The sequence below is a fragment of the Ruegeria sp. B32 genome, from assembly GCF_025141855.1.
GTDB lineage: Bacteria > Pseudomonadota > Alphaproteobacteria > Rhodobacterales > Rhodobacteraceae > Ruegeria > Ruegeria arenilitoris.
This window is the reverse complement of record NZ_CP081106.1, coordinates 629,758-644,207: the sequence shown is the minus strand read 5'-3', so window position 1 is coordinate 644,207 and position 14,450 is coordinate 629,758. Positions and strand designations below refer to the sequence as shown.

General features: G+C 62.0%; 12 protein-coding genes. 4 read left to right on the top strand and 8 right to left on the bottom strand.

All coding sequences use genetic code 11. The annotated features are described in order from the left end of the window. Nucleotides 1-301 precede the first annotated feature (301 nt). Nucleotides 302-1,036, bottom strand: a complete 735-nt coding sequence (locus K3752_RS03380) for a class I SAM-dependent methyltransferase (protein ID WP_170339950.1) — start codon at nucleotides 1,034-1,036, stop codon at nucleotides 302-304. Between the two features lie 61 nt (nucleotides 1,037-1,097). Between K3752_RS03380 and gloB the strand changes: the two genes are divergently transcribed. From gloB to K3752_RS03365, 3 genes are all read left to right on the top strand, one after another. Further along, complete coding sequence (gene gloB / locus K3752_RS03375; protein ID WP_260064965.1) at nucleotides 1,098-1,865, top strand: hydroxyacylglutathione hydrolase; 768 nt, start codon at nucleotides 1,098-1,100, stop codon at nucleotides 1,863-1,865. A gap of 174 nt (nucleotides 1,866-2,039) precedes the next feature. Next, nucleotides 2,040-4,364 carry an ATP-dependent Clp protease ATP-binding subunit ClpA gene (gene clpA / locus K3752_RS03370; protein WP_170357119.1) on the top strand — a complete coding sequence of 775 codons (2,325 nt, stop codon included), beginning with the start codon at nucleotides 2,040-2,042 and terminating at the stop codon, nucleotides 4,362-4,364. A gap of 167 nt (nucleotides 4,365-4,531) precedes the next feature. After that, nucleotides 4,532-5,422 (top strand): YHYH protein, encoded by an 891-nt coding sequence (locus K3752_RS03365; protein WP_260064963.1) that lies wholly within the window; start codon nucleotides 4,532-4,534, stop codon nucleotides 5,420-5,422. A 7-nt stretch (nucleotides 5,423-5,429) separates the two neighbouring features. Here K3752_RS03365 and K3752_RS03360 read toward each other — a convergent pair whose 3' ends face one another. The 3 genes from K3752_RS03360 to K3752_RS03350 all read right to left on the bottom strand — a co-directional run bounded on the left by K3752_RS03360 (nucleotide 5,430) and on the right by K3752_RS03350 (nucleotide 8,953). Beyond that, nucleotides 5,430-7,172: a peptidoglycan -binding protein gene (locus K3752_RS03360; protein WP_260064961.1), complete on the bottom strand. Its 1,743-nt coding sequence runs from the start codon at nucleotides 7,170-7,172 to the stop codon at nucleotides 5,430-5,432. Nucleotides 7,173-7,175: 3 nt separating this feature from the next. Then, nucleotides 7,176-8,354 carry a biopolymer transporter ExbB gene (locus K3752_RS03355; protein ID WP_170436406.1) on the bottom strand — a complete coding sequence of 393 codons (1,179 nt, stop codon included), beginning with the start codon at nucleotides 8,352-8,354 and terminating at the stop codon, nucleotides 7,176-7,178. 68 nt (nucleotides 8,355-8,422) lie between these two features. Then, nucleotides 8,423-8,953 (bottom strand): gamma-glutamylcyclotransferase, encoded by a 531-nt coding sequence (locus tag K3752_RS03350; RefSeq protein WP_260064958.1) that lies wholly within the window; start codon nucleotides 8,951-8,953, stop codon nucleotides 8,423-8,425. A 67-nt stretch (nucleotides 8,954-9,020) separates the two neighbouring features. Here K3752_RS03350 and K3752_RS03345 point away from each other — a divergent pair, with 67 nt between their 5' ends. After that, nucleotides 9,021-10,022: a DUF2125 domain-containing protein gene (locus K3752_RS03345; RefSeq protein WP_260064956.1), complete on the top strand. Its 1,002-nt coding sequence runs from the start codon at nucleotides 9,021-9,023 to the stop codon at nucleotides 10,020-10,022. Here K3752_RS03345 and K3752_RS03340 read toward each other — a convergent pair. The 4 genes from K3752_RS03340 to K3752_RS03325 all read right to left on the bottom strand — a co-directional run bounded on the left by K3752_RS03340 (nucleotide 10,019) and on the right by K3752_RS03325 (nucleotide 14,355). Beyond that, entirely contained in the window at nucleotides 10,019-10,876 is an 858-nt protein-coding gene (locus tag K3752_RS03340) for an extensin family protein (protein ID WP_260064955.1), read from the bottom strand. The genes K3752_RS03345 and K3752_RS03340 overlap by 4 nt on opposite strands. Continuing rightward, a complete protein-coding gene (locus K3752_RS03335) occupies nucleotides 10,873-11,793 on the bottom strand; it encodes a prephenate/arogenate dehydrogenase family protein (protein ID WP_170420245.1) in 921 nt (306 codons plus the stop codon). The genes K3752_RS03340 and K3752_RS03335 overlap by 4 nt, the downstream gene beginning before the upstream one ends. Then, nucleotides 11,790-12,875 (bottom strand): histidinol-phosphate transaminase, encoded by a 1,086-nt coding sequence (gene hisC / locus K3752_RS03330; RefSeq protein WP_260064952.1) that lies wholly within the window; start codon nucleotides 12,873-12,875, stop codon nucleotides 11,790-11,792. Before hisC ends, K3752_RS03335 begins: the two co-directional genes overlap by 4 nt. Nucleotides 12,876-12,939: 64 nt before the next feature. Continuing rightward, nucleotides 12,940-14,355 carry an aminotransferase class V-fold PLP-dependent enzyme gene (locus tag K3752_RS03325; RefSeq protein WP_260064950.1) on the bottom strand — a complete coding sequence of 472 codons (1,416 nt, stop codon included), beginning with the start codon at nucleotides 14,353-14,355 and terminating at the stop codon, nucleotides 12,940-12,942. Nucleotides 14,356-14,450: the final 95 nt, after the last annotated feature.

Sequence of the window (14,450 nt, the reverse complement as noted above, 5' to 3'; positions counted from 1 at the left end):
CGATATTTTGGGCCCCGATTTCGCGTGCGGCAGCTGAACCGGGGGCGTGAGGAAACCCCGTCCTGAAAGGGCGGGGATCAAAATCACCGGGGATGTAGCAGAGCCTAAGCCACCTAGCAATATGTTATGCCGGGCTCAGCTTTATCCACAAAATCTTTCTTTTCAATCGGTTACGGAAACTGCGACGGTTTGAACCCATTCGCCGGCGTGAAAAATGTTACCAAGTTGCCTGTTTTTGCGATTCCTGTGGCCTTTTTCCCTCATGTTTCCGGGAATCCCGCGCTGGTGGATGCGCGCCGGTTCACGCCGGCTTCAGCAATCCGTCCAGCGCTTTGATGGGGCGTTTTTCGGCATCCTTGGTCACGCTGCCGCTTGGTGGCCGCACGAGCTTGCTGGCTTCGACCATCAGAACACCACCGGCCATGATAGTCGGGATCCGTTGCCCCGTCTTTTCGATCAACCCACCCGAGCGCAGCCAAAACCGCCGGAACGAGGGCGGCAGGTAAAGCGCGGAACAGTGCATCTCGGGCACGAAATGATGTGCGCGCAACTGGTTTTCCAACTGGGTTGCCGAATACGGATGACCGTAGCCGAAGGGCGTGCGGTCCGTTCGGGACCAAAGCCCGGCCCGATTGGGAACGACGAACACCGCTCGACCGCCGGGCCCCAGAACACGCCAGCATTCTTCAAGCAGTTGACTGGGTCGTTCCGAGGTCTCGAGCCCGTGCATGACCACCAGCTTGTCCACATGACCGGTTTCGATCGGCCACCGGGTTTCCTCGGTCAGCACCGATACATTCTGCATACCGGCGGGCCAAGGCATCACCCCTTGCGGTCCGGGCATCAGGCCGATGACACGCCGCGCGTCCGCAAGATAAGGGCGCAACAGAGGCACCGCAAAGCCGAATCCGGCCACCGTCTGGCCCTTGGCCTCGGGCCAAAGCTCGATCAGCCGGCCACGAATGGCAGCCTGCGCCGCACGCCCCAGCGTGCTGCGGTAGTAGAAGTTCCTAAGATCCTGCACATCAAGATGCATTGCAGATACCCGGTCGATCGGCTTAGCTGAGCGCAGTCTAGCAACGAAAGGGCAAAAGGCCATGCCTCTTGAGATCGTCACCATCCCCTGTCTCAGCGACAACTATGCTTTTCTGGCACATGACCATGCAAGCGGACAGACAGCCCTGGTCGACGCCCCGGAGGCCGGACCCATTCTGGCCGAATTGACCGCACGCGGCTGGCGCCTGAGCCATGTCCTTCTGACCCATCACCACTGGGATCACGTCGACGGCTTGCCGGGCATCCTCGAGCAGCACCCAGCACAGGTGATTGGTGCGGCGGCCGACGCTCACCGACTTCCTCCCCTCGACAAACAGGTGGCGGACGGAGACCGGTTCGAGATTGGGGGCGAACCCGTCGAGGTCCTGGATGTCTCGGGGCACACGGTGGGACATGTGGCCTATTACACGCCCAAAAGCGCGGTGGTATTCACGGCCGACAGCCTGATGGCGCTGGGATGCGGGCGCTTGTTCGAAGGAAACGCAGCGCAAATGTGGACCTCGCTTTCGAAAATCGCTGCTTTGCCCGACGAGACGTCGGTCTGCTCGGGTCACGAATACACCCAGTCAAACGCACGATTTGCGGTAACCATCGATCCTTACAACACAGCGCTGCAGCAACGGGTGCATGAGATCGATCAGGCACGGGCAAAGGGTCGCGCGACCGTGCCGTCAAATCTGGGCGTGGAAAAGGCGACCAATCCGTTCCTGCGCGCGACTGATCCCAAGATTCAGGCACAGCTTGGAATGGTGGGGGCTGACCCGGTCGCCGTTTTTGCCGAGATCCGGGGTAGAAAAGACCGCTTCTGATGCCTAATTGAACTTCTTCACGGCCACGGTCACGTTAAATGTGACTGTCAAGTGAAAGAAAACCCTTGAAGCCGCGCCATGATCAACCAAACTCTAATAGTATGAGGTCATGGTTGGGATGGGGATCCGGCCAATACTCGAACCCCTTCCGGCCCAATACAGAGGAGCACCCGCGTGCCTTCATTCTCGAGCACACTGGAACAAGCCATTCACGCGGCCCTGGCGGCTGCAAACGAACGGCGTCATGAATTCGCAACGCTGGAGCATCTGCTGCTGGCGCTGCTGGAAGAACCCGATGCGGTGCGCGTCATGAAGGCGTGCAGCGTGGATCTGGACGAATTGCGCAGCTCTCTGGTCGAGTTCATCGACGAGGATCTGTCCAATCTGGTGACAGACATCGACGGGTCCGAAGCCGTACCGACAGCTGCGTTCCAGCGTGTTATCCAGCGCGCTGCGATCCATGTGCAAAGCTCGGGCCGGACCGAGGTGACCGGGGCAAATGTTCTGGTGGCCATCTTTGCCGAACGGGAAAGCAACGCTGCATATTTCCTGCAAGAGCAGGACATGACGCGGTATGACGCGGTGAATTTCATCGCCCACGGCGTCGCCAAAGACCCGGCGTTTGGTGAAAATCGTCCGGTGACCGGCGCCGATCAGGGTGAAGAGGAAGCGCAGAACGCCTCCGGTGACGCCGACCAGAAGGAAAGCGCGTTGGGCAAGTATTGCGTGGACCTGAACGCCAAATCCCGCGCCGGCGACGTCGATCCGCTGATCGGTCGCGCCGACGAGGTCGAGCGCTGCATCCAGGTTCTGTGCCGCCGCCGTAAGAACAACCCGCTGCTGGTGGGTGATCCGGGCGTGGGCAAGACGGCGATTGCCGAAGGCTTGGCCTATAAGATCGTCCAAGGCGACGCGCCAGACGTTCTGGCCAACACCACCATCTATTCGCTGGACATGGGCGCATTGCTGGCCGGCACGCGCTATCGCGGCGACTTCGAAGAGCGGCTCAAGGCCGTGGTGACCGAGCTTGAGGATCACCCAGACGCCGTGCTGTTCATTGATGAGATTCACACCGTGATCGGTGCGGGTGCAACTTCGGGCGGCGCCATGGATGCCTCGAACCTGCTGAAACCTGCGTTGCAGGGCGGCAAGCTGCGCACCATGGGTTCGACCACCTACAAGGAGTTCCGCCAGCACTTCGAGAAGGACCGCGCGCTGTCGCGTCGGTTCCAGAAGATCGACGTGAACGAGCCTTCGGTCGAGGACAGCGTGAAGATCCTGCGCGGTCTCAAGCCCTATTTCGAAGAGCATCACGACATCAAATACACCGCCGACGCGATCAAGACCGCGGTCGAGCTGTCTGCGCGTTACATCAACGACCGCAAACTGCCTGATAAGGCGATCGACGTGATCGACGAGGCCGGTGCGGCCCAGCATCTTGTGGCCGAAAGCAAGCGGCGCAAGACCATCGGCGTCAAGGAGATCGAGGCCGTGGTGGCCAAGATCGCGCGCATTCCGCCGAAGAATGTCACCAAGGACGATGCCGAGGTTCTGAAGGACCTTGAGAACTCGTTGAAACGGGTGGTGTTCGGGCAGGACCAGGCAATCGAGGCTCTGTCCAGCGCAATCAAGCTGGCACGAGCCGGTCTGCGCGAGCCGGAAAAACCGATCGGAAACTACCTGTTCGCCGGCCCGACCGGTGTGGGCAAAACCGAGGTCGCCAAGCAACTGGCCGATACACTCGGCGTGGAACTGCTGCGCTTCGACATGTCGGAATACATGGAGAAACACGCGGTCAGCCGTCTGATCGGTGCGCCTCCGGGCTATGTCGGCTTCGATCAGGGCGGACTGCTGACTGACGGCGTTGACCAGCACCCGCATTGCGTGCTGCTGCTGGACGAGATCGAGAAGGCGCACCCGGATGTGTTCAACATCCTGCTGCAGGTGATGGACCACGGCGAGCTGACCGATCACAACGGCCGGACGGTGAACTTCCGCAACGTGGTGTTGATCATGACCTCGAACGCGGGCGCGCAGGAACAGGCCAAGGCCGCAATCGGCTTTGCCCGCGACCGGCGTGAGGGTGAAGATACCGCCGCAATCGAACGGATGTTCACCCCTGAATTCCGCAACCGTCTGGACGCGGTGATCTCGTTCGCCCCGCTGCCGAAAGAGGTCATCCTGCAGGTGGTCGAAAAATTCGTCCTGCAGCTTGAGGCGCAACTGCTGGATCGTGGCGTCACCATCGACCTGACCCCGAAAGCTGCCGAGTGGCTGGCCGACAAGGGTTATGACGACAAGATGGGCGCACGGCCTCTGGGCCGGGTCATCCAGGAGCACATCAAGAAACCGTTGGCCGAAGAACTGCTGTTCGGAAAGCTGGCCAAGGGCGGTGTTGTGCGGGTCTCGGTCAAGAGAGGCGATCTGGATCTCGAGATTATCGGCCCCGACAATCCGCGGATCTCGGGCGACAAGCCGCCGCTGCTGACCGCGGACTAGACCTCGGTTCAATCAAAAAAGTCTCGTCGCCCGGCAGTCAGTTCTGCCGGGCGATTTCTTGAGAGGCCACCCCCCTCCCGAAAGTATTCGCCAAAAAGACAGTTCCCAGCGACGGGAATCCTTGCGCGCCACGTTTCAGACCAAAGCCTTTGGAGTGGAGCAGCGCAGTGTCCAGAAAAATCGCCGTCATATGGAGCATCGCCTTCGCGGCCTCGGTCGTCGGCGTTATCGCCTCTGCCCAGCATCGGTTTCGCTTTCATGACGAAACCCGTGCGGAACCGTTGAACCTGGAACCGGCGACCGTCAACCCAGGCGTCAACAGATCAGAGATCACCGAACAAGGCCGCGCCTTGTCGATTACCGGCAATGGCATCCCCAATCATCTGGTCGGTCGCTTTCCGAACAAAGGCAACCCCCATCAAATCGCCGAGCAGTCGGTCAAGTTGAACTTTCCGGCCGTTCCGAGGGCGAATGCAACCCCGACGCCTCTGCGCATGGGGTGGAATTTTGGCGTGTCCCTGACTGGGGTCGTCTTTGACCCACTGGCCGCTGAATTCTGGCACGGCGATCCCCGGTCAGGCTGGTCCTACAATGCCTTGGGCGGCGCGATCGCCCTTGGGCTCGATGCCAATTTCGCACATGTCCAACCAAACGGAGAATATCACTACCACGGGGTTCCGACCGGCCTGATCGAAATGCAGGGCGGGTCACCGAAAGAACACTCTCCGTTGATCGGCTATGCGGCGGACGGGTTTCCGATTTACGCCCGAACCGGTTTGGTGGGCGGCAAAGTCACGCAAATGACCTCTTCCTACCGGCTGAAGGTCGGCCAGCGCCCTGGCGGCGCCGCCCCTGACGGACGACATGATGGAACGTTCAACGAAGACTACGAGTTCGTGGCAGGACTTGGAGCGCTCGACGAATGCAATGGTGCCATGACCGTCTCGGCCGCGTTTCCTTCGGGCACCTACGCGTATTTTCTGACCGACGACTACCCGGTTGTTCCACGCTGTTTTGCGGGCACACCCGATCCCAGCTTCCGCTTCGGGCCGCGCTGACACTGGCTTAGCGTTCGGTCAGCTTCAATTCGATGCGACGGTTCTTTGCCCGCGCTTCCGGAGTGTCCGCCGTATCGACAGGTTGAAACTCGCCAAATCCGTTTGCTGACAGGCGTTCCGGCGGAATCCCCAACTGTTCGACCATGTAGCGCACGACCGACAGCGCCCGCCCCTGGCTGAGCTCCCAATTGTCGCGATACCGTCCTGTTCCGTTCAGCGGGATATTGTCCGTGTGACCGTCGACCCGGATGACCCAGTTCAATTCGGGCGGAATGTCCGCCGCAATCCCACGCAGAATGCCCGCCACTTTCGCGACCTCGCGCCGGCCATCCTCGGACAGAACCGCCGAACCGGGTGGGAACAGCACCTCGGACGAGAATACGAAGCGGTCGCCCTCGATCCGAACGCCTTCCTGATTGCCAAGTACGTCGCGCAGGCGACCAAAGAACTCGGAGCGGTACCTCTGCAGGTCTTCGGCCTGTGCCGTAAGTTCCTGATTCTGACCGGCCAGTTTCTCGGCCTCGGCCTCCAGACGGACACGTTCGGCCTCTTCCAGCAGGCGGCGGCGCCGTTCTTCGGAAGCGGCCCGTGCAAGGGCCGCGTTCAGGTCCTGCCCAAGGGTCTGAATTTGCACCTCGGCTTCGGCATTCCTGTCTTTGTAGTCATCCAGCAGCGCCTGCAACGACCCCAATTGGCCGCGCAATGCGGCGATCTGCTGGTTCAACAGGGCCGTCTGGCGTTGCGCCTTTGCGGACAGAGCCTTTTCGGTGGCGATCGTTTCCCGGGCAACGGCAAGCAAGGCGTCGCGCTGCTCGGCCAGCGTCCGCTGGCTTTCGGCCTCAGCCTCGGCTTCGGTTCGCGCCGCAAGGGCTGCTTCAAGCTGAGCCGTGAGCTCCTCGTCATTCAACTCACCGAATTGCCGCTTAAGCTCAGCCTTGGCCGACTGAGCGGCGGCCAACAGTGTCAGTGTTTCCTCGGCCTTCTTGCGCTGCTCTTCCAGTGCCAGGGTCATGGCCGTCAATTCGGCATCCGCATTCCGCAATCTGTTGCGCAGTGCCTCAGCGGCAGCAGCTTCGGCGACGCGGGCGGCTTCCTCTTCGGACAATTGGCTTTGCAATTCCGCGATCTGCGCCGCGCGCGCGCTGTCCGCTTGCTCAAGGTCGGCCACCAAGGCCTCCAGCGCTTCGCGGCGTGCAGCCGCCAGCCGTGCTGCCTCCGCCTGGGCATCCACCTCCGCACGGCTTTGGGCCAAGGCAAGGTTCAATGCCTCCTGCTGGGACAGCAGTTGCTCGCGTTGGGATTCCAATTCGGCAATATCGCCCTGCGCGCGCGCCTGATCAGCCAAAAGCGCGGCAACTTGCGCTTCGAACCCTGTGATACGAGTCTGCGCCTCTTCCAACTCGGCCGCGCGCTGGTCACGCTCCGAGGTGAGTGACGAGATCAAGGCCTGCGCCTGGCTCAGATCCTCTTCGGCCTGCGACAGCGTCGTGTTCAGAGCCCCCAGCCGTGCCTGCAGGCGGCTGTTCTCGCGCTCTTCCAGGCCCAAGGCATCCGCAAGGGCGGCCACTTCGTCCGACAGGGCCGTCAGCTCGTCTTCCTGTCCGGAGATGGTTTCGCGCAGCACGAACTGCACGACCATGAAAATGGTCAGCACAAAGGTCATGACCATCAGCAGCCCCGTGATTGCATCAACGAAGCCGGGCCAAACCGAGCCTTGGAAACGCTGACCGGTTCGACGAGACAGGGCCATGTGTTATTCTCCACCCGGTGTGTGGCGCGCCGCCCCGCGCGGAAGCGTCAGCGCCTTGACCAGCAGTTCGAAATCCTTGCGCAGTTCGTTCATGCTGTCCTGGCGACCGGCCGAGATTTCTTCGAGAATGCGCAAAAGCTGCACGTCCATCGACCGCAGACGCATCCGGCTTTCGGCGTCGATCCCCTCGCCCGCACCATGTTCACGCATGTGATCCAGCAGCGCGTCCTGCCCCAACGCGATCCGCTCGAGCGCGGCGGTGACCCCTTCGGTTTCCGCCTGCCGTTGGTTCATGTCCGCGATGACATCGACCAATGCACCCAGCTTGGCCGATACCTCGGCGCGATCCGCCTCTTGGGCCGCGAACAGATCCTGCAGCGCGTCCATCTGCTCGGACATGGCATCAAGGACCGGGGTCAGCACCGCCAGTTCCGCACCGCCTTCATCTCCGGCGGCAAATCCGACGCGCGTGATCGACGACAGCCATTCCTCAAGCTCGCGATAAAAGCGGTTCTGCCCGTGGCCGGCGAACAGTTCGAGCAAACCCACGATCAGCGATCCGGCAAGACCCAACAGAGAGGACCCGAACGCCACGCCCATGCCTTGCAGCTGGGATTCGAGGCCACTCATCAGACGATTGAATACGGCGAGGCCTTCTTCGCCCTCTTGCGGGTTCAGGCTGCGAATGGTGTCGACAATTGCAGGCACCGTTGTTGCCAAGCCGAAGAACGTACCCAGAAGACCCAGATAGATCAGTACGTTGGTGATGTAACGGGTGAATTCCCGCTCTTCCTCGACCCGTTCCGCAACAGAATCCAGGATCGACCGGGTCGATGTCGAGCTGATCTGCGATTTCGCGCCGCGCGCGCGAAGCAGCGACGCCAAAGGGGCCAACAGCTGCGGTGTACGAGCGTCTTCGCGCACGACGCCGCCCACGAACGCTTCGATCCAGCGAACCGAACCGATCAACTGGGTCACCTGATAGAAACAGGCCACCACGCCGATAACGAAGACCAGCAGGATGAATCCGTTCAGATAGGGGTTGGCATAAAAAACCGGCAGGACGTAGGGCAGAGCCATGAACACGCCCAGACCCGACAGCCCGATGGCGATCAGCATCATCACGATTTGACGGATCGGTTGCGAGAAATGCGGTCTCGCGCCCTGCTGTACATGCGCCATGCGCGTCTTTCCCGGTTTTGCCTGCTCTGAGGCGAATCTATCGAAAATCTGGTGGCAAGGCCAAGGGTTTATGCGGTCAGGCTGCGCACCCGTTGCGCCAACCACTCAAGATCCGGGTCGTGCAACCCGATCTCGGACAGGTGATCAGCGGTATTGTACAAATACTCGGGGTTGGGGCCGCGGCCGCCCACGGCTTGCGCGATGATTTGCGCCTGCTCCTCCAGCGGCAGGCCCCCGCAATACTGCACGTGGTCGGGATCGATCACATAGGTCACTGCCGTCACCGTCTGGCCGCTGTCCAGATGCACATCCAGCATCTTCTCCACGTAGGCGGACGAGATCAGTTCACGCTCGCGCAATTCCTCGAGGGTGCGATCCTCATGGCCCGGTTCCACCGCCAGCGCCAAGCCCTTGCAATGGGCATCCGGGTGTTCGTCCAAGGCCAGGACAAGTCCGGGGTTTTCCTCGGTTCCGCGGTGATGGATCGACCGCATGCAAAACGACCGCGCATAGCCGTGAAGTGTAGCCTGCTCGCGCCGAGCCACCGGAAAGCCCGGATTCCACAACAGCGACCCGTATCCGAATACCCACATCGTCATAGTTCTGGTCCTTGCCCGTTTAGGCCTATAAACATCAATTCCAAGGCAGGAAAAAGGGCCATTTGCGATGCGCCGACTGGTACGAGTGTTCATATTTCTGGCCATCCTCTGGGGCGGGTATTGGGCCATAGCCGGGTATGGGCTGCGCAGCGCCATCACCGGTTGGTTCGCGCATCAGCAGGATCTTGGATGGCAGGCCGACTATTCCGACGTGGAAATCGCCGGGTTTCCGCTGCACCACGTGACCCGCTTGAACAGTGTCGCGCTGGCCGATCCGGTGAATGGCACAGCCTGGAGCGCGGATTGGATCGAATTCGAAAGCCCCGCCATCTGGCCCGGACGACAGATCTTGCGCTTTGCGGATACGCCGCAGCGGCTGTCCTATTTCGACCAGACCGCAATCATCCTGGCCGACAGCCTTCAGGCGGAACTGAATCTGCGTCCGGGCGTCGCGCTGGAGTTGGAGAAGATGGCCCTGACATCGGGCAACTGGTCGGTGACCCAGGACGGAACCGACATGGCTGCCGGTCAGTCACTTGCCCTGGTCATGGAACAAGGCACCCAGCCCGAGAGCTATGCGATCGGGGTCAGTTCGGATGCCTTCACGCCCGGCGAAGACCTGCGCGCGCTGATGCGAACGGCTGCTTCGCTGCCCCAAGCCTTCGAGACGCTTGAACTGGACATGAATGTCACCTTCGACAAAACCTGGGACCGCTCCGCGCTGGAAGAACGTCGCCCTCAACCTCGGATGATCGACCTGCATCTGGCCGAGGTGCAATGGGGCGAATTGCGTCTGTTTGCAACCGGCGAACTGGAGGTTGATGAACAGGGCATTCCGGTCGGAGAGATTGCGGTCAAAGCCGAGAACTGGCGTGACATGATTGCCATGGCCAATGCTGCAGGTGCCCTGCCCGATCAAGCCGTTGATCCGGTCACGCGGGCGTTGAACCTGCTGGCCGGTCTGGGGGGCAACCCCAACGCGCTGGACCTGCAGCTGAATTTCCGCGACGGGTTCGTGGCTTTGGGACCGTTGCCGTTGGGCCCGGCCCCGCGTCTGATCCTGCGTTAGCGGCAGTAGGGTCCGCTGCGGTAACGGGCAGTATCAAGGTGGAAATGGTTCTGATGATAGCGGTCTGAATTCGGGCCCAGCACCGTGCCGAAGGGCCCGCACGCTCCGCGCCAGATTTTGGTCAGCTGTTTCTTCGAGGGGTTCTTGCGCCAACCGTCCAGAACCGTCACCACCTCGCCATCGGCCATTTTGAACCCCGAGATATCAATGGCCCGACCCTTGCCATGTTCCGAGATCCTTGCACCTTTCCGGTTGTTTCGGGTACGGCAGGCGTAATGTGCGGCAACCTGCAGTTCGACCACTGGACCGCGCCGCTTGAACGTCGGTTTGACGGTCTTGTCGACCCATTTGTTCAATGCGATCGCCGTGCCGCAATCCATCGTCGATGGGCGGCTGAGAACCACGCCCGACACCGATGTGATCTGGACGGCATCCTTGATCCCGCAGGCTTTGATCTTGCCGGGAACCGAGCCCAAGGCCTTGCCCTGAATGGCGATGTCACCGCACACCGATCCTTTGCGCAGTTTTCGCTTTTTGAACAGGACTTTCTGTTCCAACGCGTCGGGCCGCAGATAGGGTTTGAGTGAGGTATCCGGTCCAAGCAGCGGAAGGTCGGCCGGGCGCGCTGCCACGGCCAGCACCTGAGGGGATACGGGCCGCTCCACGGGTCGCATCGTCGCCGGTACAGCGATCGGCGTCGCCGGACTTGCCGGGACATAAGCGGCCTGCACCAGCTCTGCCGCCGGGGATGGTCGCGCAACCGGAACCAGTGATGTCTCGGGGGCCGATGCAGCGGCTGCGCCGGCCCAAATCACCGCAATCATCGACAGGGCTTTGCCTTTGATCAGTTTCATGACTTGGCCTTTACGCGCCCGAAATCCGGAGCATCTGTATCCTGACCCGCGTCGATGATGCCGCGCCGGATCGCCCTGGTGCGGGTGAAATAGTCGAACAGGTGCTGACCGTCGCCCGTGCGGATCGCGCGCTGCAGGGCAAACAGCTCTTCGGTGAAACGGCCGAGGATTTCCAGCGTCGCATCCTTGTTGGTCAGAAACACGTCGCGCCACATGGTCGGGTCCGAGGCCGCGATCCGGGTGAAATCGCGGAAACCGGCGGCCGAGTACTTGATGACCTCGCTGTCGGTGACGCGCCGCAGGTCGTCAGCCACGCCCACCATCGTATAGGCGATCAGGTGCGGCGCGTGGCTGGTGACGGCCAGAACCAGATCGTGGTGATCGGCATCCATCTCGTCGACATTGGATCCCATCCCTTCCCACAAGGCGCGCAGGCGGGCGATGGCCTCGGGGTCAGACCCTTCGACCGGAACCAGCAGGCACCAGCGGTTGTCGAACAGCTCGGCAAAGCCGGATTCGGGGCCGGAATGCTCGGTCCCGGCCAGCGGGTGGGCGGGCACGAAATGAACGCCTTCAGGTATATGCGGGCCGACCTCTTCAATGACGTGCCGCTTGACCGAACCGACATCCGACACGGTTGCGCCGGGCTTGAGCACCGGCGCGATGTCCTTGGCGACGGCGCCCATTGCGCCCACCGGCACGCAGAGCACGACCAGATCAGCACCTTCGACCGCCTCTTGCGCGGTGTCGCAGACCCGGTCGCACAGACCGATGCGCCGCGCAGTGTCGCGGGTGGCCTCGGACCGGGCATAGCCGGTCACCTCGCCCGCCAAGCCGGCGCGTTTGATCGCCCAGTACATCGACGAGGCGATCAGACCCAACCCGATCAGCGCCACGCGGTCATAGATCTGGCTCATGCGGCGCCCCCTTTGAACGCGGTGATGGCCGCAACCACGCGGCGACAGGCCTTTTCGTCGCCCACGGTGATCCGCAGCGCGTTGGGCAGCTTGTAGCCCGCAACCCGGCGCACGATCAAACCTTTCGATTGCAGATAGGCGTCGCAGGCCTCGGCCTCGGCCTGATCCGAGAACCGCGCGAGGATGAAATTGGTGCAGGACGGATCGGACGGAACGCCGATCTTGGCCAGCTCGGCCGACAGCCATTCGCGCAAACGGGCGTTTTCGGCCCGGCAGAATTCGACATATTCCACATCGGCCACGGCGGCCTCGGCCGCGGCGATGGCCGTCAGCGACAGGTTGAAGGGCTGGCGCACGCGGTTCAGCACGTCGATGATTTCGCGATGCGCATAGCCCCAGCCGACCCGCATCCCGCCCAGCCCGTAAATCTTCGAGAAGGTCCGGGTCATGATCACGTTGTCGAACCGGTCCACCAGACCGGCGCCGCCGTCAAAGCCCGCCACGAATTCCGCATAGGCGCCGTCCAGAACCATCAGGCAGGTCTGCGGCAGGCCCTCGGCTAGGCGCGTCAGCTCGGCGTTCGAGATCATGGTCGAGGTCGGATTGCCCGGGTTGGTCACGAACACGATCCGGGTGCGGTCGGTCACCGCGGCCAGGATCGCATCGACATCGACCTTGCGGTCACGCTCGGGCACCTCGACCGGAGACGCGCCGGCCATGCGGGCGATGATCGGATACATCGAGAAGCCGTGCTCAGTATGGATCACCTCGTCCCCCGGACCGGCATAGGCCTGGGCCACGAATTGCAGCACTTCGTCGCTGCCCACCCCACAGATGATCCGGTCGGGGTCCAGCCCGTGCCGCTCGCCGATCGCGGCGCGCAGGTTGCAATGATCGGTCGCCGGATAGCGATGCAGCATCGTGGCACTGTCGCGCACGGCTTCGATCGCCTTGGGGCTGGGGCCAAAAGGGTTTTCGTTGGAACTCAGCTTGATGACGTTTTCCACGCCCTCGACATGCGACTGGCCGCCCTGATACAGCGCGATGTCCATGATGCCGGGTTGCGGGATGATCTTGTTCATGAGGGGCTCCGTTGGTTGCGCCCCTCATACAGGTCTCAAAGCCTTGGGAAAAGCGGCAATTCCGTCACGCCGCCTTGAAGCGGGCGGTTGCCGGATCGGCGGCGTAGAACGGGGCGTATTCCTGCGTACGGCGCGACAGGTCGTTGACGCTGTCGATGATGAACTGAACCGTGTCCTCGGTCATCATGTACGAGAAGTTCAGCCTTACCCAACCCGGTTTCTTCATCTCTTCTCCGGCCGACAACGCCGCGTGCAGCGCCTCTGAGGCCGCCTTGTCGATGCCCAGCAGCCGATGCGCATAGGGGCCCGCGCAGGCACACCCGCCGCGCGCCTGAATGCCGTAGATGTCGCTGAGCATCCGTGTGAACAGCTGTTGGTGTACCGGCTGCCCGGTGTTGTCGCGCACCAGGAAGGAAAAGATCGGCAGGCGGTGAGGATGGTCCACCCCCAGCAGGGTCAGGTTCGGGTTGTCACGCCACCCATCCAGCGCCATGCGGTTGTACAGCGCCTCGCGCCGGGCGATCTCGTCGGTACCCACGGCATCCTTGACGATAAAGGCCAGCGCCGCGCGGACATCTCCGATCACGTTCGGGGTTCCGGCCTCTTCGCGGGTGGCCAGATCGGTGCTGTAGTCGTGGCGCCAGGGCGAAACGAAGCTGACCGTGCCCCCGCCCGGCCAACTAGGACAGGTGCGGCGCACGGCGCCCCGGTTCACGATCAGAACGCCCGAAGCCCCCGGCCCGCCCGGAAACTTGTGCGGAGACACGACGATGGCATCCTTGCGCGCATCGTCCGGCCCCATATCCATCGGCAGGTAGGGCCCGCCCCCGGCATAATCCCAGACCGCGCGCGCCCCGTGCCGTTTCAGCAGCCGCGTCACCGGATCCGGGTCGGTGATCACGCCCGTGACATTCGACGCCGCCGAGAATGACCCGATCACCAGATCCGAATCCGAATGCTCGATCAGCGTCTGTTCCAGCACCGCCATGTCCGGCCCGCCCTCGGGGCCTTCGGGGATCTCGATGACCTGCGCCTTGCTCTCGCGCCAGGGCAGGATGTTCGAATGGTGCTCGTACGGACCAATCAAGACAACCGGCCGGTCAGCCTCTTGCACTCCCATCAAACTGACCAGCCGGTTGAGCCCCGCAGTGGCACCGGACCCGGTGAAGATCACCGCGTCATCTCCCCTCGCGCCAACGATGCGGGCTATTTCCGCGCGCGCCTCGCGGCGCAGTCGCGTCATGTAGGAACCGCAATAGGAGGCCTCGGTGTGGCTGTTCGCATAGAAAGGCAACACATGCTGGGCCACAAAATCCTCGACCTGCCGCAATGCGCGGCCCGAGGCAACGTAGTCCGCGTACACAAGCGGCACGTCCCCATGCAGACCCGGGATCAGAACGTTCTCTCCGATCAGCCCGTCGCGCAGGGTCGAATTGTGAGTGGCGGCTTGGATTTCTGCACGAAAATGGGACAGGGTCATGTCATTGGCTCCATATTGCACTTCCAATATGATCTACTTGAGCTGAGTAAACTTCACCTATCTTTGCTTGAATTATAAGAATTTTGGGTCATATG

Excerpts from the sequence above, each read along its gene's own strand:
- K3752_RS03345 (WP_260064956.1), top strand. The coding sequence starts at position 9,021 with ATGCGCCGACTGGTACGAGTGTTCATATTTCTGGCCATCCTCTGGGGC.
- K3752_RS03340 (WP_260064955.1), bottom strand. The coding sequence starts at position 10,876 with ATGAAACTGATCAAAGGCAAAGCCCTGTCGATGATTGCGGTGATTTGG.
- hisC (WP_260064952.1), bottom strand. The coding sequence starts at position 12,875 with ATGAACAAGATCATCCCGCAACCCGGCATCATGGACATCGCGCTGTAT.
- K3752_RS03335 (WP_170420245.1), bottom strand. The coding sequence starts at position 11,793 with ATGAGCCAGATCTATGACCGCGTGGCGCTGATCGGGTTGGGTCTGATC.
- K3752_RS03355 (WP_170436406.1), bottom strand. The coding sequence starts at position 8,354 with ATGGCGCATGTACAGCAGGGCGCGAGACCGCATTTCTCGCAACCGATC.
- K3752_RS03380 (WP_170339950.1), bottom strand. The coding sequence starts at position 1,036 with ATGCATCTTGATGTGCAGGATCTTAGGAACTTCTACTACCGCAGCACG.
- K3752_RS03325 (WP_260064950.1), bottom strand. The coding sequence starts at position 14,355 with ATGACCCTGTCCCATTTTCGTGCAGAAATCCAAGCCGCCACTCACAAT.
- K3752_RS03360 (WP_260064961.1), bottom strand. The coding sequence starts at position 7,172 with ATGGCCCTGTCTCGTCGAACCGGTCAGCGTTTCCAAGGCTCGGTTTGG.
- K3752_RS03350 (WP_260064958.1), bottom strand. The coding sequence starts at position 8,953 with ATGACGATGTGGGTATTCGGATACGGGTCGCTGTTGTGGAATCCGGGC.
- gloB (WP_260064965.1), top strand. The coding sequence starts at position 1,098 with ATGCCTCTTGAGATCGTCACCATCCCCTGTCTCAGCGACAACTATGCT.